This window comes from Streptomyces sp. NPDC052101 (genome assembly GCF_040680235.1).
In the GTDB taxonomy this organism is placed as follows: Bacteria; Actinomycetota; Actinomycetes; order Streptomycetales; family Streptomycetaceae; genus Streptomyces.
Window position 1 is genome coordinate 1 of the sequence record NZ_JBFAWH010000040.1, and the last position, 24578, is coordinate 24578.

Consider the following 24578-nt stretch of genomic DNA (forward strand, 5'->3'; position numbering starts at 1 on the left):
CGTCTGACCGGCGAGGCCACCATCTCCTGGCGCGACCCGACATCACCGGATCAAATCCGCATCCCGGGATGAAACATCGGGAGAAAACGACCTCTTACACGCTATGGCTTCGGGACACGGCGGTCGCCTCTTGGGCGACGGTCGACTTCGAGGAGGACCGGACAGAGTTCGAAGTCGTGCAGTCCGGGCCTCGGAAACTGTGGGATGAAGTGGAAAAGGCGTACCGATGGTGGGAGGCACAAGGCCAACCCGGATTTCAGCGATTTGGGCTCACGGTCAGCACGAAGGGCGAAACCGTCTGGCTCGATGATCCAAGGAATCCCGTTCCGCCGGTACTCGGCTGAAACCGAAAGTCAGGGGCACCCGACCGAAGCCGGGTGCCCCTGCGTTTGGAGATCCGTTTTCTTAGCTCGCAGCACCCTTGATGATCTGAACCGAGGAAGCGTCGGCAACGTGGATGCCGGCCACGCGCATCGTGAGACCGAAAGCCGTCTGGCCCTGGTCGAAACGCATCTGGTCCGAAAGCCGAACCTCGGCGGCCTGACTCAGGCCGAAGAAGATCCGATCCACGCAGGTCCGAAAGATCAAGCGGAGGCGAGACCAGTCTTCTTCGGCAGAGGGACTACGTCGTTAGCACAGAGTGCACAAGCCGATTCGCATTCAGTCCACCAGAGGCAGACTGACCTCACCGAACGTCTGGAGTGCTGCCAGCTCACGGCGAGAAGGGTTCTGTCCGGCGGATCATGTGACCGCTAGGCTGCGACGATGGAACGCTTATCCGACGTGCCCGAGAGTCTCGCCCGGCCTGCGGATCCGGCCCAGGCGAATGACTACGACAGCTTCGCAGAAGCGTACTCGGCGGAAAACGAGAACAACCTCGTGAACGCGTACTACGCGCGGCCCGCGATGCTGGCCCTCGCCGGAGACGTGGCCGGCCGCCGGGTCCTGGACGCCGGCTGCGGCTCAGGCCCCCTGTCCGCCGCACTGCGCGACCGCGGTGCCGTCGTCACCGGCATCGACGCCAGCGCCGGGATGCTGGCGCTGGCCAGGCGGCGGCTCGGTGACGACGCGGCCCTGCACCTGGTCGACCTGAGCGACCGCCTGCCTTTCACCGACGGTGAGTTCGACGACGTGGTCGCGTCGCTGGTGCTGCACTACCTGGAGGACTGGGGGCCGACGCTGGCCGAGATACGGCGAGTGCTCAGGCCTGGCGGCCGGCTGATCGCGTCGGTGGACCACCCTGTCGTGGCCTACACGATCGAGGACCCTCGGCCTGACTACTTCGCGACCACCAGCTATACCTTCGACTGGAGGTTCAACGGGCAGTCCCATCCCATGAGGTTCTGGCGCCGGCCGTTGCACGCGATGACCGAGGCCTTCACCACCGCCGGCTTCCGCCTTTCCGTCATCAGCGAGCCGCAGCCCGACCCGGCCGCCCGTGAACTGTTCCCCGACGGCTTCCATGATCTTTCGACCAAGCCCAACTTCCTGTTCTTCGTCGTCGAGGTACCTCCGTCAGCATGAGTTCCCTCCTCACCGCGCCCTGAGTTCGGCAGAGCCCTCGGGTTCTAAGATCGAACCATGCGCATTCGTCCAGTAGATCCCAGGGATATGACGTGGGAGCAGGACCATGCCGTCTATCGCGTCTACTTCTGGGACACGGCCAGTACTCACTCGCACGAATATCAGGTGTCAGAGGCCGATATCGACGAGGTGCTGGCCTGGACACGGCGCGAGGCGGAGTCGCATGGGTGGTCGTACACGGTCTATGCGCAGGTCGGTGACGACGGGCAGCCAGGGCTCGTGCGGCTCTGCGGGGTGATGGGCGACCCCTTCGCCGCGTGACGCAAGCCCCTAGTCCGTCCCGTCCTCCTCCAACGCCGCCAGCGCCGGATCCAGCACGATGTCCTCGTCCCGTGCCTCGGTCGTCGGCTCCTCCGGGAAGTGGCAGGCCGTCAGGTGGCCGTCATGGTTGCCGGAGAGCTGGATCAGCGGTGGCTCCTCGGTCGCGCACTTGTCCTGGGCCTTCCAGCAGCGGGTGCGGAAGCGGCAGCCGGAGGGCGGGGAGATCGGGGACGGAACGTCGCCGGCCAGGCGGATGCGTTCGCGGCCGGCCGTGTCCTCCTGCGTGAGGTTCACCTCGGGGACCGCGGACAGCAGGGCGTGGGTGTAGGGGTGGCGCGGGCGGGTGTAGATGGAGTCGCGGTCGCCCACCTCGATGATCTTGCCCAGGTACATGACGGCCACGCGATGCGAGAAGTGCCGGACCACCGCCAGGTCGTGGGCGATGAAGACGAACGCGATGCCCAGTTCCCTCTGGACCTCCTGGAGCAGGTTCACCACCTGGGCCTGGATCGAGACGTCGAGGGCCGAGACCGGCTCGTCCGCCACGATCAGCTTCGGCTCCAGGGCCAACGCCCTTGCCACGCCGATGCGTTGGCGCTGGCCGCCGGAGAACTCGTGCGGGAAGCGGTTGTAGTGCTCCGGGTTCAGGCCGACGATCTCCAGGAGTTCGCGGACCCGCTTCTCCCTCCCGCCCTCCGGGTTGATGTCGTTGATCTCCATCGGGCCCGAGATGATCTTGCCGACCGTCTGCCGTGGGTTCAGCGACGAGTACGGATCCTGGAAGATCATCTGGATCTCGGAGCGGATCGGGGCCAGCTGCTTGCGGTTCGCGTGGCTGATGTCCTGGCCGCGGTAGGTGATCGACCCGGACGTCGGCTCCAGCAGGCGGGTGATCAGCCGGCCCGTGGTCGACTTGCCGCAGCCGGACTCGCCGACGAGGCCGAAGCTCTCCCCGGCGTGCACGGTCAGCTCGATGCCGTCCACGGCCTGCACCGCGCCGACCGTCCGGCGGATCGGGAAGCCGCCCTTGACGGGGAAGTGCTTGGTCAGTCCGGAGACCTCCAGCAGCGGCTCACCGTCAGTGCCGGCACCCTTCTCGCGCGGGGCCGGGAGGACCAGGTCCTCTTTCATGGTCATGCCCTCCTAGCCCAGTCCGGGCTTGATCTCCTCGATGAAGATGGTCCGCTTCTGGTCCTCCGTGAGATGGCACGCGGAGGCGCGGTCCGGCGCCAGCAGCGGGCGCTCGCGCACACAGCGGCCGGTGCCCTCGACCCGGTCCTGGAAGGTGCAGCGGGGATGGAAGCGACAGCCGGACGGCGGGTGGAGCAGCGAGGGCGGGGTGCCGGGGATCGGGGACAGCGGGGCGCCCAGGTCGGAGTCCAGGCGCGGCATCGAGTTCAGCAGGCCCCAGGTGTACGGATGGCGGGGCGAGCGCAGCACCTCGTCGGTCGTGCCCCGTTCCACCGCGCCGCCCGCGTACATCACCATGATGTCGTCGGCCATGTCGGCGATCACCCCCAGGTCGTGGGTGATGAAGATGATGCCGGATCCGAACTCCTGTTGCAGGTCCTTGAGCAGATCGAGGATCTGCGCCTGGACCGTCACGTCCAGCGCCGTCGTCGGCTCGTCGGCGATGAGCAGGTCGGGGTCGCAGACCAGTGCCATGGCGATCATCGCGCGCTGGCGCATACCGCCGGAGAACTGGTGCGGGTAGTCCTTCGCCCGTTCCCTGGGGTTCGGGATGCCGACCTTGCCGAGCATCTCCACGGCCCGCTCCCACGCCGCCTTCTTCGAGGCCCCGTTGTGCTTCATGTACGGCTCGGCGATCTGCCGGCCGACCGTGTAGTACGGGGAGAGCGCGGTGAGCGGGTCCTGGAAGATCATGGCGACCTTGTTGCCGCGCAGTTTCTCCAGTTCCGATTCGCGGGCTGTCGTCAACTCCCGCCCGTCAAGGAGGATTTCGCCCTCGATCGTGGTGAACATGGGGTTGTGCAGGCCGAGGATGGTCAGGTTGGTCACCGACTTGCCCGAGCCGGACTCGCCCACGATGCCGAGCGTCCTGCCACGTTCCAGGTCGAAGGAGAGCCCGTCCACGGCCCGTACGACGCCGTCCTCGGTCTTGAAGCTGACGTGCAGGTCCCGGACGGAGAGGAGGGGGCCCGTGCCGGCCGGGGTCGGAGCGCCGGCCTCCTTGGTCAGAGTGGTCACGACAGTGCTCCTAGGCCAGCCGCACGCGCGGGTCGATGAAGGCGTACGCGGCGTCGACGATGATGTTGAACAGCAGGATCATGCTGGCGGAGAAGAGCATCACGCCGAGCAGCAGCGGCAGGTCGCTGAAGAAGACGGACTGGACGGCGAGGTTGCCGAGCCCGGGCAAGCCGAAGGTGTACTCGGTGATGATGGCGCCGCCGAACAGCGAGCCGAGGTCGATGCCGAAGATGGTCACGATCGGGATCAGCGAACCGCGCCAGGCGTAGCGGAAGAAGACGTAGGCCCGGGACATGCCCTTGGCGCGGGCGGTGCGGACGTGTTCCTCCTGGAGCTGTTCGATCATCGAGGACCGCGCCATACGGGTGTACTGCGCGGCGAAGATCGTCGACAGCACGACCCAGGGGATGATCAGGCCGGTGAACCAGCTGACCGGGTCGTGGGTGAACTCGTTGTAGGCGGGCTTGTCGAACCAGTGGGTCTGGTAGACGAGGATCGCGAGGGCGAGCGGGCCGAGGAAGTAGATCTGCAGCGAGCTGATGACCATGGCGCCCGCGGTGGCCGTCTTGTCGATCATCGTGCCGCGTCGCCAGGCGGCGAGGAGCCCGGTGCCGAGGCCGACGAGCAGGAAGCACACGGCGGCGCCCAGGGTGAGGGAGACCGTGGTGGGCAGCCGGTCCATCAGGGTGCCCCAGACCTGCTCGTTGGTGTGGTACGAGTAGCCGAAGCAGGGGGCGGGGCAGGGTCCCTGGTCGAACTGGCTGCTGCCCAGGAACAGGTTGTGCAGGAAGATCCAGTACTGCTCGGTGATGGGTTTGTCCAGGCCGAGCACATGGTGGATGTTCGCGATGCTGTCCGGGTTGCAGGTCTTGCCGCACATCATCAGCGCCGGGTCCCGGGGCACCCCGAAGAACAGCACGAACGTGACGATGCTCAGCAGGAACAGAATGACGACGGCACCGATGAACCGGCGCACGAGGAAGCGCAGCATGACAGGGCAGCTCTCAGACGTCGGCGGCCTGGGCGGTACCCGGCGCCCCCCCTTCCGCGGGAGCGCCGGGTACCGGACGGGACGGTTAGTTGATGAAGAGGCGACGCGGGTCGACGCCGCCGATCACGTCGTCGTAGACGAGGCCGCCGACCTTGGAGCCGGCGATCTGGACCTGCTTGTAGTACGCGGTCGGGACGACGTTGACGCTGTCCTTGACGATGTACTCGTCGAGCTTCTCCCACTCAGCCGCGGACTTGACCGGGTCGGTGATCGTGTTGATCCGGTCGATCTCGCTGTTGATCTTCGGGTCGTTGACCTGTGAATAGTTCTGCGCGCCGTCGGCGATCACCCGGCCGTCGTACAGCGGCGGGATCACCGTCGAGGCGGACGGCCAGTCGGCGCCCCACGCGGTGTGGAAGATGTCGTAGTTGTTGTTCAGCTTGGAGACCTGGTCGTAGTAGGTCTCGGCCGGGATCTCCTGGCGCTGGACGTTGAAGCCGGCCTTCGTCAGGCCCGCCGCCATGGCGGTGGAGTACTGCTGGCCCTCGTTGGTGTTGATGTAGCCGAAGGTCAGCTTCATGCCCAGCTTGCCGGCCTTCTTCAGCAGCTCCTTGGCCTTCTCCGGGTCACCGGCGGGCTTCTTCTTCTTGCCCCACGGATCGAAGGAGGGGTCGTAGCCGGAGACGGTCGGGGAGATCAGGCCGCCCGCGACCTCCATGGCGTCGGTGCCGCCGTAGGCGCGCACGATCGGGGTGATCGGCAGCGCGTAGGCGATGGCCTCGCGGACCGTCTTGTCCTTCATGGCCGGGTGGCTCATGTTGATGTTCATCTGACCGACGTACGGCTGGTAGCCGGAGACCGTGCGGGACTTCGTCTTCGGGTCGCTCAGCACCTTGGAGAGGTTGCCCGCGTCGACCTGGTTGTTGAAGCTGATGCCGGCCTGGTCGGCGCCGCTGTCGGCGAGCAGGGCCTTGGTGGAGGTCTCGAACTGCTGGTTGAACGTGATGTTGAACTGGTCCACGTACTGGTGCCGGATCGGGTCCGTCTTCGGGTCCCAGTTGGTGTTCTTGACCAGCACCATCGACTTGCCGGACTTGAAGGACTGGATCTTGTACGGGCCGGACACCACCGGGCTCTTGTCGTACTTCTGCTTGGTGTCGCCCTTCTCCGAGACCGCCGCGTAGCCCGACATCGCCAGCGCGTAGGGCAGGTCGGGGTGCGGGGTCTTGAAGTGGAAGACAATCGTTTTTTCGTCCGGGGTCGACAGGACGGAGTCGGGCAGGTGCTTGCCCTTGTACGGGCCGTCCGGCAGCAGCTTGCGGTAGGTGGCGCCGGAGGTGCCCGCCAGCCACTGCTGGATGTAGCTGGGGCCCTGGTTGATGAACGGCGCGAAGAGCCGCTCGAAGGTGTGCCGGATGTCCTTGGACGTGATCGGGGTGCCGTCCTGGAACTTGATGCCGTCCTTGAGCGTGTACGACCAGGTCTTGCCGCCGTCGGTGGTCTTGCCGGAGTCGGTGGCGAGGTCGCCGACCACCTCGTGCTTGCTGCCGTCGTCGCTGGTGGCCTTGTAGCCGGTCAGGCCTCTGTGCAGGAGCTGGGCGACGGACATCTGGTCGGAGACGTAGATCTGGCCCGGGTCGAGGTGCGCGTAGGAGTCCCGCTGCAGCACCTCCATGGTGCCGCCGGACTTGGCGCCGGGCACGGGGGCCGCCGGGCCCGTGGACTCCGCCGTGTCACCGAACTTGATCGACGCCTGCTGCCGCTTGGCGTTCTCCTGGTCCTTCTTGCCGTTGCCGCTGGAGTCGCTGCCGCCCTTGCTGCAACCGGTGAGCACAAGCGCTCCGGCCGCGAGCACGGAGAGCGCGCCGTATGCGTGGCGTCCGCCCCTACTCATCACGAAGATTCCCACCCATCTATGAAGGCGATCTGTGAAAGTGACGATCCGTGTGGTTGACGTGGTGCCGGGTCAGCGCGCGGTCTTGGGGTCGAAGGCGTCTCTGACCGAGTCCCCGAGCAGGTTGAACGCGACGACGAAGATGATCATCGATACGCCGGGGAAGAACATGTAGGTGATGTCGTTCTGCATCACCAGTTCGGTGGACGCCTTGGAGAACATCTGCCCCCAGTCCGGCGTCGGTTCGACGATGCCCACGCCCAGGAAGGACAGGCCCGCCTCGGCCGTCACGAAACCGGGGAGCAGATAAGTCGCCTGCACCAGCAGCGGCGTGACGACGTTCGGCAGGATCTCCTTGTGGATGATCCGCCAGGACGAGGCACCGCTGACCCGGGCCGCCTCGATGAACTCCCGCTCCCGCAGGGCGAGTGCGGTGCCGCGCAGAATGCGGCCGAGACCCATCCAGCCCAGGAACCACTGGACGAGGATCAGGGCCACCACCCGGACGTAGGTGGGTGTCTCGTCACGGGGGCTGACGAACAGGGACACCACGACCGGCATGCTCGCGATGAAGAACAGCTGGGCCGGGAAGGCGAGCAGGAAGTCGATGACCCGGCCGATGAAGTAGTCGGTCCTGCCGCCGATATAGCCGGCCGCGACGCCGAGCAGGATGCCGGTCACGACGACGGCGACGGTGACGGCGACCGAGATCATCAGCGAGGTGCGGATGCCGTAGATGAGCTTGGTGAAGACGTCGTAGCCGTTGCCGGGTTCGAGTCCGAACCAGAAGTCGCCGCTGATACCGCCGTTGGGCTGCACCGGCACACCGGCGCTGTCGAAGAGTTCCGGGCGTTCGTCCGCGTACACCGTGTACGGGTTCTTGCCGTACAGCTTGGAGATGAGCGGGGCGAGCAGTCCGATCAGGAAGAAGAAGCCCACGACGTAGGCCGAGATGACGCCCGTGCGGTCGCGTTTGAAGCGCAGCCACATCAGCTGGCCGGGGGACCGGCCTTCGAGCTTGACGGTTTCGCCCTTCGCCGCCGGCCCTGGTTCGCCGTCGACGACGACCGAAGTCCCGCCGCCCTCAATGTCGATAGGACTTGTCACGGTTCGTCCGTTTCAAGGTATGAGTGACTCCACGCGTTCACCAACAGGAGAGGGCTCCGCCCTGCCTCCGACACCCCTGACGGAGGATCAGGCACCCCCTGGTGCTCGTGAGTCGGCGCACTGTCCCCACAGTGCGAGACCCATTGACCCGAGCGCTACGCGGCTAACTATCTGCCATGGGTCCACTACCGACCACTGCCCGTAGATCTCAATTCAGTCACGGATCGCGGCCAGATCTTTCAAAATCTGGACAAACAGTTCAGCGGAAGAAGGCGCGAAACGGACTTGTTACCTGGCTATCGGGCAGCGATCTCCGCATGTCGGACATACGGCTCCCAAAAACGGGTTGCAAAAAGCCCGGGCACCCCCACGATGGGGGCACCCGGGCTTCGACTACCGGTGGATCAGCCGTGCTTGGCGCGGCTCGCGGCGCGGGCGCGCTCGCGCTGGTCGAGGTTCACCTTGCGGATGCGAACGGCCTCCGGGGTCACCTCGACGCACTCGTCGTCACGGCAGAACTCCAGCGACTGCTCCAGCGACAGCTTGCGCGGCGGCACGATCGCCTCGAACGAGTCGGCCGAGGACGACCGCATGTTCGTGAGCTTCTTCTCCTTGGTGATGTTGACGTCCATGTCGTCGGAGCGCGAGTTCTCGCCGACGATCATGCCCTCGTACACCTCGGTGCCCGGGTCGGTGAACAGCACGCCGCGCTCCTGGAGGTTCGTCATCGCGAACGCGGTGACGGCACCCGCGCGGTCGGCGACCAGCGAGCCGTTGTTACGGGTCTGGAGCGCACCGAACCAGGGCTCGTGGCCCTCGTGGATCGAGTGGCCGATGCCGGTGCCACGGGTCTGGGTCAGGAACTCGGTCCGGAAACCGATCAGACCGCGGGACGGCACGACGAACTCCATGCGCACCCAGCCGGAGCCGTGGTTGGACATGTTGTCCATGCGGCCCTTGCGGACACCCATGAGCTGCGTGACGGCGCCCATGTGCTCCTCGGGCACGTCGATCGTCATACGCTCGACCGGCTCGTGGACCTTGCCGTCGACCTCCTTGGTGACGACCTGGGGCTTGCCGATGGTCAGCTCGAAGCCCTCACGGCGCATCTGCTCGACCAGGATGGCGAGCGCCAGCTCACCACGGCCCTGGACCTCCCAGGCGTCCGGGCGCTCGGTGTCGAGCACGCGGAGCGAGACGTTACCGATCAGCTCGCGGTCGAGGCGGTCCTTGACCTGGCGGGCGGTGACCTTGCGGTCCTTGACGGCCGACTTCGCGTCGGCGCCCTTGCCGGTGCCGCCACGGCCGACCAGCGGGGAGGTGTTCGTACCGATGACCATGGAGATCGCGGGCTCGTCGACCGTGATCAGCGGCAGCGGGACCGGGTTCTCGGTGTCGGCGAGGGTCTCACCGATCATGATCTCCGGGATACCGGCGACGGCGCAGATGTCACCCGGGCCGGCCTTCTCGGCGGGCTTGCGGGTGAGCGCCTCGGTCATCATCAGCTCGGTGATGCGGACGTTGCTGATGGAGCCGTCGCGCTTGATCCAGGCGACCGTCTGGCCCTTGCGCAGCTCGCCCTGCTCGACGCGGAGCAGCGCGATACGGCCGAGGAAGTTGTCGGCGTCGAGGTTGGTGACGTGGGCCTGGAGCGGCGCGTCCTCCTCGTACGTCGGCGCCGGGATGTGCTCCAGGATCGTGGAGAAGAACGGCTCCAGGCTGTCGCTGTCGGCCGGGACCGTGCCGTCGTCCGGCTTGGTCAGCGAGGCGACGCCGTCACGGCCGCAGGCGTAGACGATCGGGAACTCGATCTGGTCCTCGTCGGCGTCCAGGTCGAGGAAGAGGTCGTAGGTCTCGTTGACGACCTCGTCGATCCGGGAGTCCGGGCGGTCCGTCTTGTTGATGCACAGGATGACGGGCAGGCGCTGCTGGAGCGCCTTGCGCAGCACGAAGCGGGTCTGCGGCAGCGGGCCCTCGGAGGCGTCGACGAGGAGCACGACACCGTCGACCATCGACAGACCGCGCTCGACCTCGCCGCCGAAGTCGGCGTGGCCGGGGGTGTCGATGATGTTGATGGTGATCGGGTCCCCGCCGTCCTTGGGGTGGTACTTCACCGCCGTGTTCTTGGCGAGGATCGTGATGCCCTTCTCACGCTCCAGGTCGTTCGAGTCCATGACCCGGTCGTCGACCTGGTCGAGCTGGTGGGCGGCGAACGCGCCGGCCTGCTTCAGCATGCCGTCGACGATGGTGGTCTTGCCGTGGTCGACGTGAGCGACGATGGCGACGTTGCGGATGTCGTGGCGCGTGGCCATAGTGCGGCGAACTCCCGGAGTGGTGAGAAGGCCCTGGTGCGTACGTCCGTGTGACGCGGGCCTGCCGGGCTTGACACGCCACGGCCTCACCCCATGTTACGTGGACTCTCCGGCAAGGGCTCGCCGGGCCGACTCCATGAGACGCGAGACTCACTCCGCCTTCGGGCTGGCGGAGACCTTCGCCCCCTTCTTCAGATAGCCCATGTCCTCGTAGACCGGCGTCTGGAACCCGAATGCGCCGACGTTGACAAGATCTCTCCGCACCCCCACCAGCTGGGGCCGCTGGTACAGCGGAATCGACCCCGCCGCCGCCCAGATCCTCGCGTCCGCCTTGCGGATCAGCGAGATCGCCTCGTCCTCGTCCAGCGTCGCCGCGGCCTCGTCGAAGAGCTGGTCGACCTGGTCGGTCCCCACCCGCGTGTAGTTCTGCTCGACGTTCACCGAGCCGTCCGCGGCCGGCACCGGCTTCGCGTACACCGGGCGGTCGTCGGTCGCCGGGAACGCGGAGGACGGCCAGGAGTACAGCGCGAGGTCGTAGTCGCCGGAGGCGATGTGGTCCTTGAAGTAGCTCTCGTCCGAGACCCTGGTGATCGTCGTCCGGATGCCGATCCGCGCCAGCATGGCCGAGATCCGCTCGGCGACCGAGTTCAGCGTCTCGGAGCCGGGACCCGAGGGCAGCACGAAGCGCAGCGCGAGCGCCTTGCCGTCCTTGGCGACCGGGGCCGCCGGCGCCGCGGCCGGCGCGGCCGTGCCCTGGGGGGCGTACGCACCGGGCGCGCCGCCGTGCCTGCCCTGCTGGGCCAGGTGCCGGTCCCCACCGTCGCCGCGGCCCCCGTTCTTGCCGTCGCCGCTCCCGTCCTCGCCGTTCTTGCCCTCCGTGTTCCCGACGCCCCCGCTCTTGTCGTCCTCGCCGACGATGTACTCGCCGTCCTTGCCGCCGTCGGACTTGTCCTCGTCGTCCTTCGGCTCGCTCTCGGGGCCGGCGGCCTTCCCGCCTTTCTTGTGCTCCTTGACCGGGCCGCCCTGCACCCAGCCGGCGTCGGTCAGCAGCGCCTGCGCCTCCTTGGTGTCCTGGCCGCCGACCGCACTGCTGTTGTCGGTGTAGGCGGCCTGCCCGGACAGCGCGAGGTGGCTGCCGACCGGGACGGCGGGCAGGCCCAGCGGGGTGAGCACCAGCCTGGCCAGTTCCCCCCGGTCCAGGGCGCGGGCGACCGCCCGGCGGACCCGTTCGTCGGCGAGCGGGCCCTCGGAGCCGTTGAGGGCGAGCTGGGTGTAGGCGGGCTCCAGCGACTTGCGGACCTCGAAGTCGCGCAGTGCCAGCTGCTCGTCCAGATACTTGGTGATGGCCCTGCGCAGCCTCGTCCCGCCGGCCCCGGCCTCGCCGGCGTACAGGCCGTGCGCGAGCGCCCAGGAGCGCAGCTTCTTCACCGAGGTCCTGCCGGAGCCCTGCAGCGGGCTCGCGGTGCCTCGAGCGGCGAGCCCGATCCGCTCGGCGTCGGCGGGGTCGAGGTCGGCGACGTCCACGGTGCCGTCGGCGAGCGCCTCGGCCCGCTTGTCGCGGGGTACGGCGTGCAGCACGATCTCGGACAGCTTGGCGCGCCTGCCCCACCAGCGCGGGTTGCGGGTGAGGACGACGTCCTGCCCGGCGGTGTCGACCTTGTCCACCGTGAACGGTCCGCCGGTGATCTTCAGCTTGCGGCGGGCCTCGTCGTTGAAGGCGTCCGGGGTGCCCATGACCTCCTTCGGGTACAGCGGCGAGAACAGCGCCCTCCAGTCGGCGTAGGGGCGGGAGAAGGTGACCCGGACCTGGAGGTCGTTGGCGCCGCGCTCGATCTTCTCGATGCGGTCGTAGCCGGCGTTGCGGGCGGTCCAGTAGGCGCTGTTCTTCCCGGACAGGGCGCGCCACTGGGCGACGAAGTCGGCGGCCCCGATCTCCCGGCCGTCGCTCCAGACGGCCTGCTGGTTCAGCCTGTACAGCACGACCTGGCGCGGCTCGGTCTCGATGACCTTGGCCGACTCCAGGTAGGCGGGGTTGGGGACCGGCCGGCCGTCGGCGTCCAGCCGGAACATGGAGGGCAGCACGGCCTGGGCGATGCGGTTGGTGCCGGCGTCGGCGTCCGCCTGGAAGGCGTTGAGGGTCTCGGGGACGGCGTCGACGGCCCACCTCAGGGTGGGGCCGTCGACGACCAGGTCCCGGGCGACCGGGGCGATGTCCTGCCCGACGAGGGGCTTGCTCACCTTCTCGTCCGAGCCGCAGCCGGCGAGGGCGGGCACGGCGAGCACACCCGTGACGACAAGGGCCGTGACGCTCCGCTGGAAGTGCCGTGATGTGCCCCCGGTCGTCAGCGGCACCCGACCTGCTGTGGCCGTGTGAGGGCCGACGCCGTCGTGGGACATCTCTGCTACCTCCGGGTGGCCGCGGGCGTTATGATCACGTTTGGCGGTATATGGAGCTGATCAGATCTATGCGGCCCACTGAAGAGGAAAGGATCCGGCAACAGCGGGCGACACGGCGACGACAGGCGGTAACCCCACCCATGTGGCGCAACACAACCGGTGATGCACCCGAACGCCTCCGCCAATCGCTGCACATGCCTTCACATCGGCAGGTGTGGCGCGCCACACTCCAAGGCGCATGAACGTCGCCGCCCAGGGCCCGCCGGACCCATGGAAGTGAGGGCAAGACATGTCCGTGCACGACGACATCACCTCGGTCCAGCGTTCCCTCGACGATCTGCACCGGTCGCTGGGACGCCTGGAGCACCAGCTCGGCAGCGGCGGCCTGGAGATGCGCCGCGTCCGACTGGACGCCGACCATCTGCGCGAGAGCCTCGGGCTGCTGCGGGACACGGTCGCGGCCCCGGCCGCCACGCCCCGCCCGCCCGACCTCGTCACCATCTCCGACAAGCCCTACGACTTCGACCTGTGGACGGACACGGACGACGAGGGCCTGGGCGCCCGTGACCGCCACGCACCCTGATCCCTGAGCCATAGAAGCGGAGCCCCGCCTTGGCCACTGGTACGGAACCCCAACAGAACAGCGGCGGCGTACGGACCGGTACGCGTGCCGCGATCGCCGCCCCGCATCTGCGGACCGACCGCTGGTGGCTGGCGCCCGCCGTCACCGCGGCCGGTCTGTTCGCCTTCGTCGTCTACTCGACCTGGCGGGCCTTCGCGAACACGCACTACTACGCGGCGCCGTACGTCTCGCCGTTCTACTCGCCGTGCCTGGCGCAGAACTGCCGGACCATGCACGCCGGCCCGAACGCCGACCTCTTCGGGAGCTGGTGGGGCATCTCCCCCGCCGTCATCATCCTGATCTTCCCGCTCGGCTTCCGGCTGACCTGCTACTACTACCGCAAGGCGTACTACCGCAGCTTCTGGGCGTCCCCGCCCGCCTGCGCGGTGGCCGAGCCGCACAAGAAGTACACGGGTGAGACCCGCTTCCCGCTGATCCTGCAGAACGTCCACCGCTACTTCTTCTACGCCGCGCTGCTGGTCGCCGGCGTGCTCACGTACGACACCGTGCTGTCCTTCCGGGACACGCACTACCGCTGGGGCCACATGGGACTCGGCACGCTCGTCTTCCTGGCCAACATCACCCTGATCTGGGCGTACACACTCTCCTGCCACTCCTGCCGGCACATCGTCGGCGGGAAGCTCAAGCACTTCTCCGCACACCCCGTGCGCTACAAGGCGTGGCAGTTCGTCGGCAGGCTCAACGCCCGCCATATGCAGCTGGCCTGGGCGTCGCTGCTGAGCGTGGCGCTCGCCGACTTCTACGTCTATCTCGTCGCGTCCGGGGCCTTCGCCGATCCGCGCTTCTTCTAGTGAGTCAAGTGCTTCTTCCAGTGAGTCAAGTGAGGACTGATTGATGTCCGTGGTCGACCGGCAGGAGTGGGACGTCGTCGTGGTCGGTGCCGGCGGCGCCGGGCTGCGGGCCGCGATCGAGGCGCGCGAGCGGGGCGCCCGTACGGCGGTGATCTGCAAGTCGCTGTTCGGCAAGGCGCACACGGTGATGGCCGAGGGCGGCATCGCGGCGGCCATGGCCAACGCCAACGAGCACGACAACTGGCGGGTCCACTTCCGCGACACCATGCGCGGCGGCAAGTTCCTCAACCAGTGGCGGATGGCCGAGCTGCACGCGCGGGAGGCCCCGGACCGGGTGTGGGAGCTGGAGACCTGGGGCGCGCTGTTCGACCGTACGAAGGACGGCCGGATCTCCCAGCGCAACTTCGGCGGCCATGAGTACCCGCGCCTCGCCCACGTCGGCGACCGTACCGGCCTGGAGCTGATCCGCACGCTCCAGCAGAAGATCGTCGCCCTGCAGCAGGAGGACTTCGAGGAGACCGGGGACTACGAGTCCCGCCTGAAGGTCTTCCAGGAGTGCACGGTCACCCGCGTCCTCAAGGACGGCGAGCGTGTCTGCGGGGTCTTCGCCTACGAGCGCGAGACCGGCCGCTTCTTCGTCCTGGAGGCCCCCGCGGTCGCGGTCGCGACCGGCGGCATCGGCAAGTCCTTCAAGGTCACCTCGAACTCCTGGGAGTACACCGGAGACGGCCACGCGCTGGCGCTGCTGGCCGGCGCGCAGCTGCTGAACATGGAGTTCGTGCAGTTCCATCCGACGGGCATGGTCTGGCCGCCGTCGGTGAAGGGCATCCTGGTCACCGAGTCGGTGCGCGGCGACGGCGGGGTCCTGCGCAACTCCGAGGGCAAGCGGTTCATGTTCGACTACATCCCGGACGTGTTCAAGGAGAAGTACGCCGAGTCGGAGGAAGAGGGCGACCGGTGGTACGAGGACCCGGACCACAACCGCCGCCCGCCCGAGCTGCTCCCCCGCGACGAGGTGGCCCGCGCCATCAACTCCGAGGTGAAGGCGGGCCGCGGCTCGCCGCACGGCGGGGTCTTCCTGGACGTGTCCACCCGGATGCCCGCCGAGGTCATCCGGCGCCGGCTGCCCTCCATGTACCACCAGTTCAAGGAGCTGGCGGACGTCGACATCACGGCGGAGGCGATGGAGGTCGGGCCGACCTGCCACTATGTGATGGGCGGCATCGCGGTCGACTCCGACACGGCGGCGGCGCGCGGGGTGCCGGGGCTGTTCGCCGCCGGTGAGGTGGCGGGCGGCATGCACGGCTCCAATCGGCTCGGCGGCAACTCCCTGTCGGACCTGCTGGTGTTCGGCCGGCGGGCGGGCTGGCACGCCGCGGAGTACGCGCAGGCGCACCCGCGTCCGGCGGTGGACGACGCCCAGGTCGACGCGGCGTCCGCCGAAGCCCTGCGCCCCTTCTCCGCGGAGGCGGAGCGGGAGGGCGAGCAGGGCCCGCCGGAGAACCCGTACACCCTGCACCAGGAACTCCAGCAGGCCATGAACGACCTGGTCGGCATCATCCGCCGCGAGGGCGAGATGGAGCAGGCCCTGCACAAGCTCGGCGAGCTGCGGGTACGGGCCCGCCGGGCCGGCGTGGAGGGCCACCGCCAGTTCAACCCGGGCTGGCACCTGGCGCTGGATCTGCGGAACATGCTGCTGGTCAGCGAGTGCGTGGCCCGTGCGGCCCTGGAGCGCACCGAGTCGCGCGGCGGCCACACCCGCGAGGACCACCCGACGATGGACCGCGCCTGGCGCAACGTGAACCTGCTCTGCGCGCTCGCCGACCCCACCGGCGGCCTCGCGATGACCGACCCCGGCCGCGGCCAGATCCGCCTCACCCGCGAGACCACCGACCCCATCCGCCCGGACCTGCTCGCCCTCTTCGAGAAGGAGGAGCTGGTCAAGTACCTCGCCGAAGAGGAGCTGTACGAGTGAGCAGCTACGAGGCCCGCTTCAAGGTGTGGCGGGGTGATGTCGAGGGCGGTGGCCTGGAGGACTTCGCGGTCGAGGTCAACGACGGCGAAGTGGTCCTCGACATCGTCCACCGCCTCCAGGCCACCCAGGCGCCCGACCTGGCCGTGCGCTGGAACTGCAAGGCCGGCAAGTGCGGTTCGTGCTCGGCGGAGATCAACGGTCGGCCGCGCCTGATGTGCATGACCCGCATGTCCGTGTTCACGCGCGAGGAGACGATCACGATCACCCCGCTGCGCGCCTTCCCGGTGGTCCGCGACCTGGTGACCGACGTGGGCTTCAACTACCGGAAGGCCAGGGAGGTCCCGTCCTTCGTGCCGCCCGCCGGTCTCGGCCCTGGCGAGTACCGGATGATGCAGGAGGACGTGGACCGCTCGCAGGAGTTCCGCAAGTGCATCGAGTGCTTCCTGTGCCAGGACACCTGCCATGTGGTGCGCGACCACGAGGAGAACAAGACGGCGTTCGCGGGCCCGCGCTTCCTGATGCGGATCGCCGAACTCGACATGCACCCGCTGGACGCGGCCGCCGAGACGGGCCTGGACCGGGGGCGCACGGCCCAGGACGACCACGGCCTCGGCTACTGCAACATCACCAAGTGCTGCACGGAGGTCTGCCCCGAGGGCATCCACATCACGGACAACGCCCTGATCCCGATGAAGGAACGGGCGGTCGACCGCAAGTACGACCCGCTGGTGTGGCTCGGCTCGAAGATCAGGAGACGGTCGTCGTAGCGACGCGGCCGACCCACTCGGCGTCGAAGTACATCAGCCCCTCGACGTCGATCAGTGCGGGCCGACCGCAGACGTCCAACAGGACGTGATCCGGCCCGAGTTCACCGTGGACGAGGCTGTGCCCGGCACGCGGTCGCACCGCACCGCACCGCACCGCACCGGCGAGGTCGCGTACGGCGATCTCGGCGATGTCGGCCAGGGCGCGGTCGGTGACGAGCCGGGCGCAGGAGGCACCGTACGAGGTGCCGCCGTTGTCGAGCACGGCAACCTCCTTGCCGTGGCCTGCGGAGCGGCGGCCGCGCAGGGTGTGCAGCGCCCCGGCGCTGGGCCTCCTCCAGACTGCCGCCGGTCACGTCCTCGGCGACGGCCGCGCCTGCCGCGGGGTCCACGTGGAGCAGCCGCGGGGTCCACGTGGAGCAGCCGCGGGGTGCGGCCGGATGACGGCGATCTGGTCGACCCGCCGGGCCGCCTGGGAGTGGAACGTGGGCAGCGGGGCGCCGTCCATTTCTCCGCTGTCCATTCCTGACCCCCTGTCCGTCCCGTCCCCCACCCGTATCCGTCCCGCTCGCGAAGGCGCCTACCTGCCCATACGCTCCGAAATGTGAGGTCATCCCTGATCCGGCGCCGGTCCCGGCACGCCAAGGCGCACATATGGGTGCGGGTGGCGCTTGCCGTACTGGGTGCCCTGGTCGGTGCCGGGTGGCTGGTGCTGCCGGTGATGACGGCCGGTGCCCGAGATCCGCTTCCGGCGTCCCCCGCCGGTACGGTCGCGAGCGCCTCCGCCGCGCAGCAGGACGGGACGTCCGCCGCCGACCTCGTGCTGCCGCTCGTCGCGGTCGTCGCGGCCGTGGTGCTGGCCGGATACGGCTATCTGCGCCGCACCCGCCGTGCCCGCACCCGTACGACCCCCGGAACCGTCTCCGTCGCCCCGCCGACGCCCACCCCGGCCGACTCCGAGCGCCAGGCCCGAGCCGCGCTGGTCCTGGCCGACGACTGTGTACGGACGAGCAGGGAGGAACTGTCCTTCGTCCGGGAGAGGTTCCCGGACGCCGAGACCGAGCCCTTCGTCCACGCCCTGCGGGCCGCCGAGACCGAGCTGGCGGCCGCGTGCGCGATCTGGCGGCGGTACGAGCAGGGGGTGCCCGAGGACGCCGTCGCGCGGCGGCAGGCGCTGGTCGGCGTGATCGGCCGGTGCGCGGAGGCGGGACGCCGGCTGGACGCGGAGTCCGCCGAGCTGGACCGGCTGCGGGAGCTGGAGGGACCGGGGCTTGCGGGGGCGCTGGAGACGGCCGAGGGACGGTTCCGGGAACTGGCCGGGCGCACGGTGACCGCCGAGGACACCCTGACCGCGCTGCACGACCACTGCACGCCCACGGCCACCGCGCCCGTCACCGGGTACGTCGAACAGGCCAAGGACCGCCTGGTGTTCGCCACGGTCCAGCTCAACGAGGCCCGCCAGGCGGCCGACGCGGGCGACGGTGGGCGGGCCGCCGGGCATCTGCGCGCCGCCGAGGGCGCGGTGGCCCAGGCCGGGGTCCTGGTGACCGGGGTGGAACGGCTCGCGGCACAGCTGGAGGAGGCGGCGCGGCTGGTGCCGGCCGCGCTGACCGGCGCCGAGTCGGCGATCGCGGCGGCCCGGCAAGGCGGCTCACGCAAGCCGCTGACCAGCGGTGAACTGCACGCACGGCTGGCCCACGCGGACGGCGTACTGGCCGCCGTCCGAGAGGAGCTGACGGCGGGGCCGTACGACCCGCTGGACGCCCTGCGCCGGATCGCACGGGCCGTGGAACGGCTGGAGACCGTGCACGGGGGCGCGCCGAGGGCCGCGGCACTGCTCGTGGCGAGGAGTTCCGTCACCGGAGCGGATGAGTTCGTCGCGGTGCACCGGGGCGGCGTGGGCCCGGAGGTACGGGTCCGCCTCGCGGAGGCGGAACGGGAGCTGGGCGCGGACCGGCCCGACCAGGCCGACGCCCTGGCCCGCGAGGCCCGTGACCTGGCCGAGCGGGATGTACGGGCCCATGGCAACCCGTACGCCGGCACCGACGGGGTGGAGCCGGGGCTGGCCGGTGCGGTCCTGGGCGGGGTACTGCTGGCGGAGCACCAGGACGGCGGCCCACCGACCAGCTACGGCGGCCCGGAGACACGGTCCCGCCACGACTTCTCGACACCGACGTGATCTACGGGTCAGAAGAGGCTCAGGAGGGCCTCCGCCGGGTCGGTGAGGCCCGCCTCTCCGCCGGGCAACGGCAACTCGAACCACACCGTCTTGCCGCGAGGCGTCCGCCGCGAGCCCCACGCCGCACTGAGCAAGCCCACCAGCTGCAGCCCCCGGCCCCCCTCGTCCGTGTCCCGGGCCCGCCGCCGCCGAGGCTGGACCAAGCCGCTGTCCCACACCTCGCAGACCAGCGTGCGGTCCAACAGCAGCCGTAGCCGGATGTCCCCCTCGCCGTAGCGCAGCGCGTTGGTGACCAGCTCGCTGACCAGCAGTTCCGTCGTATCGACCAGCGGCTCCAGATCCCAGCTCACCAGCTGCGCCCGCGCATACTCCCGCGCCCGCCCCACACTCCGCGGCTCCCGCGGCAGCGTCCAGTCGCCGACCGAGTCGGCGGGCAGCCCCTGCACCCGGGCCATCAGCAGGGCGATGTCGTCCTCGCCGTGATGGGTGTCGAGGGTGTTGAGGACGTGGTCGCAGACGTCCTCCAGGGGACTGGTCGGGTCGGTGAGCGCGCCGACGAACGCCTGCAGGCCCTCGTCCAGGGGATGGTCCCGGGACTCGACCAGCCCGTCCGTGTAGAGCGCCAGCAGCGCGCCCTCCGGCAGTTCGACCTCGACCTCCTCGAACGGCTCGCCGCCCACGCCGAGCGGCATGCCGGGCGGCACGTCCAGCATCAGGGCCTGCTCACCGGGTTCGACCAGGACCGGCGGCAGATGGCCGGCGTTGGCGAACGTACAGCGTCTGGTGACGGAGTCGTACACCGCGTACACGCAGGTCGCGAGGTAGACCTCGGAGAGGTCGGCATCGCGCGGCTGGCGTGCCGTGCGTGTCGCCTGCTGGACGCCGCCCGGGGTGCCCAGCCCCCGCGCGATCTCGTCCAGCGCCGACAGCACCTCGGCGGGTTCGAGGTCCAGCAGGGCCAAGGTCCGTACGGCCGTGCGGAGTTCGCCCATGGCGACCGCCGCCCGCAGACCCCGCCCCATCACATCGCCCACGACCAACGCCGTGCGGTGACCCGGCAGTTCGATCACATCGAACCAGTCGCCGCCGACCTCGGTCGCCGCGTTGCCCGGCAGATAGCGGCAGGCGATGTCCAGGCCGGAGGCCTCGGGGTCGCCCGGCGGGAGCAGCGAGCGCTGCAGTATCAGCGCCCGCTCGTGCTCCCGGCGGTACAGGCGCGCGTTGTCGATGCACACGGCCGCGCGCGCGGCCAGCTCTACCGCCAGATCCCGGTCGCGGTCGCCGAACGGCTCACTGCCCTTGGTGCGGGCGAACTTGGCGAGGCCGACGACGGTGTCGTGGGCGACCATCGGGACGGCCAGCGTGGACTGGACGAGGGTGCCCTCCTCGGCCGGCACATGCTGCGGGCGGGCGGTGCGCAGGGCGTACGCGCAGGGCGAGTTGAAGGGGAAGTGGTGGACCGCGCCGACCGGGACGGGGTCGTCGGAGCCGCTGAAGGGCACGTCCGCGACGGCGCTCGCGAAGGCGACGCGGCGCAGTTCGGCGCTGCCGTCGGCGAGGCCGGGCGGGGTCTCGTCGCCGGTGAGCAGGCCCTGGTAGAGGTCGACGGTGGCGAGGTCGCAGAAGCCGGGGACGACGACGTCGAGGAGTTCTCGGGCGGTGGTCTCCAGGTCGAGGGAGTTCCCTATGCGGGCGCCGGCCTCGTTGAGCAGGGCGAGGTTGCGCCGGGCGGCGGCGGCTTCGCGGGCGGCGGCCCGGCGGGCGGTGATGTCGGTGCCGAGCCAGGCGATACCGATGGGGCGCCCGGTGCCGCCGTGCACCCGGTAGAGGTTGACGGACCAGTGCCGGCGTTCCTCGGAGCCGGGGACATGGCCCGTGACATGCATGTCGGTGATGGACTGGCCGGTCTCCAGCACCCGCCGCAGGGTGGCCGAGATCCGCTCGGCCTCTCCGCGCGCCAGATAGTCGTGGACGCCCTTGCCCCGGTGGTCGTCCGGGGCGCCGCCGAAGATGGAGGCGAACCGCTCGTTGGCCCGACGGACCCTCAGATCGACGTCGATCAGCAGGAATCCGAACGGGGACTGACCGAAAATGGCCTGCGAGGCGGCCAGGTCGGTCTCGATGCTGCGCAGGGTGCGGACGTCGACGACGATGCAGACGGCGGCGTTGTCACCCTCGGCGGTCCGGGTGGGCATGACATAGACCTCGGCCAGGCCCTCCTCGCCCCGCACGCCGTCGGCCTTGTCCGGCATCCGGAAGGGCACGACCCCGGTCCACTCCCGCCCGTCGAGGATCTCGGCCATCTTGCGCTGGCCGCGCTCGCGCAGGTCGGGGTCGATGAAGGCCTCTATGGGGTCCATGCCGACGGCGCGTGCGGCGGGGATGCCGAAGAGCTGCTCGGCGCGCAGGCTCCACTGGTCGACCAGACCGCCGGGGCTGATGGAGAAGGACGCGACCCTGATGTAGTCGTAGATCGAACCGGGCGGACTGCTCTGCCACATGGCGTCGCCGGGTGCCGCGGCGGCCTGTGCGGCCTGGTTCCTCGCGCCGTCCGACGGGTCCTCGGACTCCGTGGCCTTCGCTGGTATCTCGCTCACGCGAACCGTCCCCTCCAGCTCACCGCGTCCGGCACCGGTCACCGGAGGCGGCTGCCCGCAGTATCCAGCACTACGGCGCCGCACGACACGGTGTTCACGATCACAGCTCGGTCCAGATGATTTCAGGACCGTTCCGTGACAACACTTCCACTCTTCTAACCAGGGAACACGCCCTCGAATCACGCACGCCGGGGCCGACCGTGCGCCCGGAGCGCACACCGGTCTCGCCTCCGCCTGCCGTACACCCCCCCTGCCCCCGGATGCTTCCGGCTCACCCCGGCACCGCCAGTTCGAACCAGACGGTCTTTCCGCTCGTGCCGGGCCGGGTGCCCCAGCGGCGCGAGGAGCCGGCGACCAGTTGGAGACCGCGCCCGCTCTCGTCCTCGTCGCGGGCGACACGCTCGCGCGGCGGGTCGGGGAGCGGGTCGGAGACCTCCACCAGCAGTGTGTCCGCCAGTTCGCGGGGGCGGACGAGCCGTACGCCGATGGGGCCGGTGGCATGCCGCAGCGAGTTGGTGACCAGCTCACTGACCAGCAACGCGGCCAGGTCGGCGAGGCAGTCGAGGTCCCATCCGTGCAGTTGCCCGCGGACCGCGGCGCGTGCGGTGCGTACGGCACCCGGTTCCGCGGGAAAGGTCCACTCGGCGCAGTCGCCATCAGTGTCGATCACGCCGATCACTTCCCAGGCCAACGAGCCCACCCATGTCCGGTTTCATGGGGTTAATGGGCACATACCCGATATCCGGGGAGCAGTACCGTGCGCGCGGGCGCACAGTGGCACGAACGGCGTATGCGGGGCTCAGTGAACGCCGTGCGTGAGCCGGGGGGCGACTTCGCGGACCGCGGGGACGTCCTGGTCCAGCCAGGGCACGTCCCAGATCTCGGCCGGAGCGAGCCAGCGCAGCTCGTCATGGTCCTGGAGGGGGCGGGGCGCGGGCGAGCCGGGGCGCAGGCGGGCGGTCCACACCTGCAGGACGTACGGCGCCCGCAGCGGCCACTGGCCGGGCACGCGCTCGACGGGTTCGGCGTCGACGCCGAGTTCCTCGCGCAGTTCGCGCACCAGGGCGTCCTCGGGCCGCTCACCCGGCTCGACCTTGCCGCCGGGCAACTCCCAGCGTCCGGCCAGGTCGGCGGGGGCACTGCGGCGCGCGGCGAGCAGCCGGCCGCCGTCGAGCAGGGCGGCCCCCACCACCACGGTCCGGTCCGTCATGGGCGTCATCGGCGTCATGGGGCGGAGCCTACGGGAGGACGCGCCGGTCTCCGCGTCTGCGGCAGGATCCGCCGGACAGGCCCTAGTTGCGGCTGCCGTCGCCGTTCTGGCCGATGCGCTCGACCCAGTAGAGCTGTTTGTGGCCCCGGTCGTCGAGACTGTCGGCGATCTTCTGGGCCTCCGCACGCGTCGCGTACCGGCCGACGCGGTAGCGATTGCCGTTGTCGTCCTGCCGTATCACGAGCCAGGGCAGGGAGCCCGTCCCCTCACTCATGGCCCCCACCGCCCGCGCCGCGCCTTCTCGCACCGCCCCGCCCTCCCCCATGCTCGGCTGCCCCACCTAAGGAAACCGCAATACGCATATGCCCGAGCGTACGCCCAACCTTCACGCAGCGAATACGCCTTTTCACAAAGAGGTACGCAACCGGCCAGAACAGAGGGGGCGCACGGAAGCGAACGCGCCGTAGTGAGCGCCACGGCCCGAGTCGGAGGCATATCCAAGTGACCTGTGGTCACCTGGCAAAACGGCCGGATTGCGGCCCCCGGCCAGCGCCTGGACGAGGTCGCTCGACCGGGGTGCGGGAGCCCGGGCGCGCCAGGGTGTGCGCTACCTCACGCGGAGGGCGCGCGCCTCGACGGGCAGGCCCCGGGCGTCACTTCACCGGCAGGTGGTACGCCACCCGGTACCGGTCGGCCGGGATGACCACGTCGGCGGTCTCCACCGGGCGGCCGGAGGCGTAGTACGTGCGCTGGACGACCACGACCACATGGCCGGGGACACCGCCGAGCACATGCAGTTCCTCGGCGAGGCCGGGGCGGGCGCCGACCTCCTCGGTGACGTTGTCCACGATGACGTCGATGGCACGCATCCGCTCGACCACGCCCATGCCGCCGAGCGGCCCCTCCTCGGGCAGCATCACCGGAGTGCGGCCGGTGAGGGCGAGGGGCTCCCAGGACGTGGAGAGCATCATCGGCTCACCGGCCTCCCGGAACAGGTACCTGGTGCGCATGACCCGCTCGCCCGCCTGGATCGCCAGCCGCTCGGCGATGGCGGTCCCGGCCTCGGCCTGCTCGCTGCTGGACTCCCAGGTGCCGCGCACCGAGGCGTCGGCCTGCTCCTGCCGGAAGGGCGTGGCACCCCCGGCCGGGCGGTACCCGGAGCGGGCCACCCGCCGGGGCACCGGCCGCTCGCGCACATACGTCCCGGAGCCGGACCGGCCCTCGACCAGCCCCTCGGCCATCAGCACCTTGCGGGCCTCCAGCGCGACCGTGTCCGAGACGCCGTACTCCTCCCGGATGCGGGCCTGGGAGGGCAGGCGGGTGTGCGGTGGCAGTGAACCGTCGACGATCTTCTTGCGGAGATCACCCGCGACGCGCAGGTACGCCGGCTGCTCACCGAAAGTCACTGGCCGCTCCCATCAGGTTGTACAGACAGCAACAGCCTGGCAACCCTGGGTTGTGCCATGCAAGCAAAGGCCAGAGAATCACTCGATGTGATGACATGGGCCGCGGCAGGGCTTTACCCAGGCACTTTCTCCCCCGTATAGGCGTTCTCACACCTGAACCCGGACGTCCCCGACGGCCGAAACGGGCCTTCCGGCAGGTGGGGGCCAGGGGCGGCGGCACATACACCGGTACGGTGCTCCTGGGGCGGGCGACGACGGC

At 69.5% G+C, this 24578-nt stretch carries 21 protein-coding genes and 1 pseudogene; 8 read left to right on the forward strand and 14 right to left on the reverse strand.

Features of this window, described 5'->3' with window-relative positions; all coding sequences use genetic code 11:
- Window positions 1-344: pseudogene (locus AB0L75_RS38330) on the forward strand (hypothetical protein); the annotation flags it as partial.
- A gap of 61 nt (window positions 345-405) precedes the next feature.
- On the opposite strand, the gene AB0L75_RS38335 reads toward AB0L75_RS38330, so the two are convergent.
- Entirely contained in the window at window positions 406-570 is a 165-nt protein-coding gene (locus AB0L75_RS38335) for a hypothetical protein (protein ID WP_365190727.1), read from the reverse strand.
- A 195-nt stretch (window positions 571-765) separates the two neighbouring features.
- On the opposite strand from AB0L75_RS38335, the gene AB0L75_RS38340 reads away from it, so the two are divergent.
- Window positions 766-1524 carry a class I SAM-dependent methyltransferase gene (locus AB0L75_RS38340; RefSeq protein WP_365190729.1) on the forward strand — a complete coding sequence of 253 codons (759 nt, stop codon included), beginning with the start codon at window positions 766-768 and terminating at the stop codon, window positions 1522-1524.
- 57 nt (window positions 1525-1581) lie between these two features.
- Window positions 1582-1845 (forward strand): hypothetical protein, encoded by a 264-nt coding sequence (locus AB0L75_RS38345; RefSeq protein WP_365190731.1) that lies wholly within the window; start codon window positions 1582-1584, stop codon window positions 1843-1845.
- A 9-nt stretch (window positions 1846-1854) separates the two neighbouring features.
- Here the strand turns inward: AB0L75_RS38345 and AB0L75_RS38350 are convergent, their stop codons facing one another.
- The 7 genes from AB0L75_RS38350 to AB0L75_RS38380 form a co-directional block, all read right to left on the reverse strand.
- Window positions 1855-2976 (reverse strand): dipeptide ABC transporter ATP-binding protein, encoded by a 1122-nt coding sequence (locus AB0L75_RS38350; protein ID WP_365190793.1) that lies wholly within the window; start codon window positions 2974-2976, stop codon window positions 1855-1857.
- A gap of 12 nt (window positions 2977-2988) precedes the next feature.
- The gene (locus AB0L75_RS38355; protein WP_365190732.1) at window positions 2989-4053 is read right to left on the reverse strand and encodes an ABC transporter ATP-binding protein; all 1065 of its coding nucleotides are present in this window, start codon (window positions 4051-4053) and stop codon (window positions 2989-2991) included.
- Between the two features lie 10 nt (window positions 4054-4063).
- Window positions 4064-5044: an ABC transporter permease gene (locus AB0L75_RS38360; RefSeq protein ID WP_365190733.1), complete on the reverse strand. Its 981-nt coding sequence runs from the start codon at window positions 5042-5044 to the stop codon at window positions 4064-4066.
- Window positions 5045-5129: 85 nt separating this feature from the next.
- Window positions 5130-6938, reverse strand: a complete 1809-nt coding sequence (locus tag AB0L75_RS38365) for an ABC transporter substrate-binding protein (RefSeq protein ID WP_365190735.1) — start codon at window positions 6936-6938, stop codon at window positions 5130-5132.
- Between the two features lie 72 nt (window positions 6939-7010).
- Window positions 7011-8045, reverse strand: a complete 1035-nt coding sequence (locus tag AB0L75_RS38370) for an ABC transporter permease (RefSeq protein WP_365190736.1) — start codon at window positions 8043-8045, stop codon at window positions 7011-7013.
- Between the two features lie 404 nt (window positions 8046-8449).
- A complete protein-coding gene (gene typA / locus AB0L75_RS38375; protein ID WP_365190737.1) occupies window positions 8450-10357 on the reverse strand; it encodes a translational GTPase TypA in 1908 nt (635 codons plus the stop codon).
- Between the two features lie 150 nt (window positions 10358-10507).
- Entirely contained in the window at window positions 10508-12754 is a 2247-nt protein-coding gene (locus tag AB0L75_RS38380) for an ABC transporter family substrate-binding protein (RefSeq protein WP_365190738.1), read from the reverse strand.
- A gap of 289 nt (window positions 12755-13043) precedes the next feature.
- Here AB0L75_RS38380 and AB0L75_RS38385 point away from each other — a divergent pair, with 289 nt between their 5' ends.
- Genes AB0L75_RS38385 through AB0L75_RS38400 form a run of 4 tightly spaced genes read left to right on the forward strand, consistent with a single transcriptional unit; the run spans window position 13044 to window position 16930 of the window.
- Window positions 13044-13337: a hypothetical protein gene (locus AB0L75_RS38385; RefSeq protein WP_365190740.1), complete on the forward strand. Its 294-nt coding sequence runs from the start codon at window positions 13044-13046 to the stop codon at window positions 13335-13337.
- A 29-nt stretch (window positions 13338-13366) separates the two neighbouring features.
- Window positions 13367-14188 (forward strand): hypothetical protein, encoded by an 822-nt coding sequence (locus AB0L75_RS38390; protein ID WP_365190741.1) that lies wholly within the window; start codon window positions 13367-13369, stop codon window positions 14186-14188.
- Window positions 14189-14231: 43 nt separating this feature from the next.
- On the forward strand, window positions 14232-16163 hold the full coding sequence (locus AB0L75_RS38395; RefSeq protein WP_365190743.1) for a fumarate reductase/succinate dehydrogenase flavoprotein subunit: 1932 nt from the start codon (window positions 14232-14234) through the stop codon (window positions 16161-16163).
- Window positions 16160-16930, forward strand: a complete 771-nt coding sequence (locus AB0L75_RS38400; protein ID WP_365190744.1) for a succinate dehydrogenase/fumarate reductase iron-sulfur subunit — start codon at window positions 16160-16162, stop codon at window positions 16928-16930. Before AB0L75_RS38395 ends, AB0L75_RS38400 begins: the two co-directional genes overlap by 4 nt.
- Here the strand turns inward: AB0L75_RS38400 and AB0L75_RS38405 are convergent.
- Entirely contained in the window at window positions 16911-17192 is a 282-nt protein-coding gene (locus AB0L75_RS38405; protein ID WP_365190746.1) for a hypothetical protein, read from the reverse strand. The two genes, AB0L75_RS38400 and AB0L75_RS38405, sit on opposite strands and share 20 nt — an antisense overlap.
- Before the next feature lie 339 nt (window positions 17193-17531).
- Between AB0L75_RS38405 and AB0L75_RS38410 the strand changes: the two genes are divergently transcribed.
- Entirely contained in the window at window positions 17532-19106 is a 1575-nt protein-coding gene (locus tag AB0L75_RS38410; RefSeq protein WP_365190747.1) for a hypothetical protein, read from the forward strand.
- Between the two features lie 8 nt (window positions 19107-19114).
- Here the strand turns inward: AB0L75_RS38410 and AB0L75_RS38415 are convergent, their stop codons facing one another.
- The 5 genes from AB0L75_RS38415 to AB0L75_RS38435 form a co-directional block, all read right to left on the reverse strand.
- The gene (locus AB0L75_RS38415) at window positions 19115-21703 is read right to left on the reverse strand and encodes a SpoIIE family protein phosphatase (RefSeq protein WP_365190748.1); all 2589 of its coding nucleotides are present in this window, start codon (window positions 21701-21703) and stop codon (window positions 19115-19117) included.
- Between the two features lie 271 nt (window positions 21704-21974).
- Complete coding sequence (locus AB0L75_RS38420) at window positions 21975-22403, reverse strand: ATP-binding protein (RefSeq protein ID WP_365190750.1); 429 nt, start codon at window positions 22401-22403, stop codon at window positions 21975-21977.
- A gap of 99 nt (window positions 22404-22502) precedes the next feature.
- Entirely contained in the window at window positions 22503-22913 is a 411-nt protein-coding gene (locus AB0L75_RS38425; RefSeq protein WP_365190795.1) for a (deoxy)nucleoside triphosphate pyrophosphohydrolase, read from the reverse strand.
- Between the two features lie 82 nt (window positions 22914-22995).
- Window positions 22996-23187 (reverse strand): SPOR domain-containing protein, encoded by a 192-nt coding sequence (locus AB0L75_RS38430; protein ID WP_365190752.1) that lies wholly within the window; start codon window positions 23185-23187, stop codon window positions 22996-22998.
- A 379-nt stretch (window positions 23188-23566) separates the two neighbouring features.
- Window positions 23567-24319 (reverse strand): GntR family transcriptional regulator, encoded by a 753-nt coding sequence (locus AB0L75_RS38435; protein WP_365190753.1) that lies wholly within the window; start codon window positions 24317-24319, stop codon window positions 23567-23569.
- Window positions 24320-24578: the final 259 nt, after the last annotated feature.

Coding starts and splice junctions, on each gene's coding strand:
- AB0L75_RS38340 (WP_365190729.1), top strand. CDS start 766: ATGGAACGCTTATCCGACGTGCCCGAGAGTCTCGCCCGGCCTGCGGAT.
- AB0L75_RS38345 (WP_365190731.1), top strand. CDS start 1,582: ATGCGCATTCGTCCAGTAGATCCCAGGGATATGACGTGGGAGCAGGAC.
- AB0L75_RS38350 (WP_365190793.1), bottom strand. CDS start 2,976: ATGAAAGAGGACCTGGTCCTCCCGGCCCCGCGCGAGAAGGGTGCCGGC.
- AB0L75_RS38360 (WP_365190733.1), bottom strand. CDS start 5,044: ATGCTGCGCTTCCTCGTGCGCCGGTTCATCGGTGCCGTCGTCATTCTG.
- AB0L75_RS38365 (WP_365190735.1), bottom strand. CDS start 6,938: ATGAGTAGGGGCGGACGCCACGCATACGGCGCGCTCTCCGTGCTCGCG.
- typA (WP_365190737.1), bottom strand. CDS start 10,357: ATGGCCACGCGCCACGACATCCGCAACGTCGCCATCGTCGCTCACGTC.
- AB0L75_RS38380 (WP_365190738.1), bottom strand. CDS start 12,754: ATGTCCCACGACGGCGTCGGCCCTCACACGGCCACAGCAGGTCGGGTG.
- AB0L75_RS38385 (WP_365190740.1), top strand. CDS start 13,044: ATGTCCGTGCACGACGACATCACCTCGGTCCAGCGTTCCCTCGACGAT.
- AB0L75_RS38395 (WP_365190743.1), top strand. CDS start 14,232: ATGTCCGTGGTCGACCGGCAGGAGTGGGACGTCGTCGTGGTCGGTGCC.
- AB0L75_RS38425 (WP_365190795.1), bottom strand. CDS start 22,913: ATGACGGACCGGACCGTGGTGGTGGGGGCCGCCCTGCTCGACGGCGGC.
- AB0L75_RS38430 (WP_365190752.1), bottom strand. CDS start 23,187: ATGAGTGAGGGGACGGGCTCCCTGCCCTGGCTCGTGATACGGCAGGAC.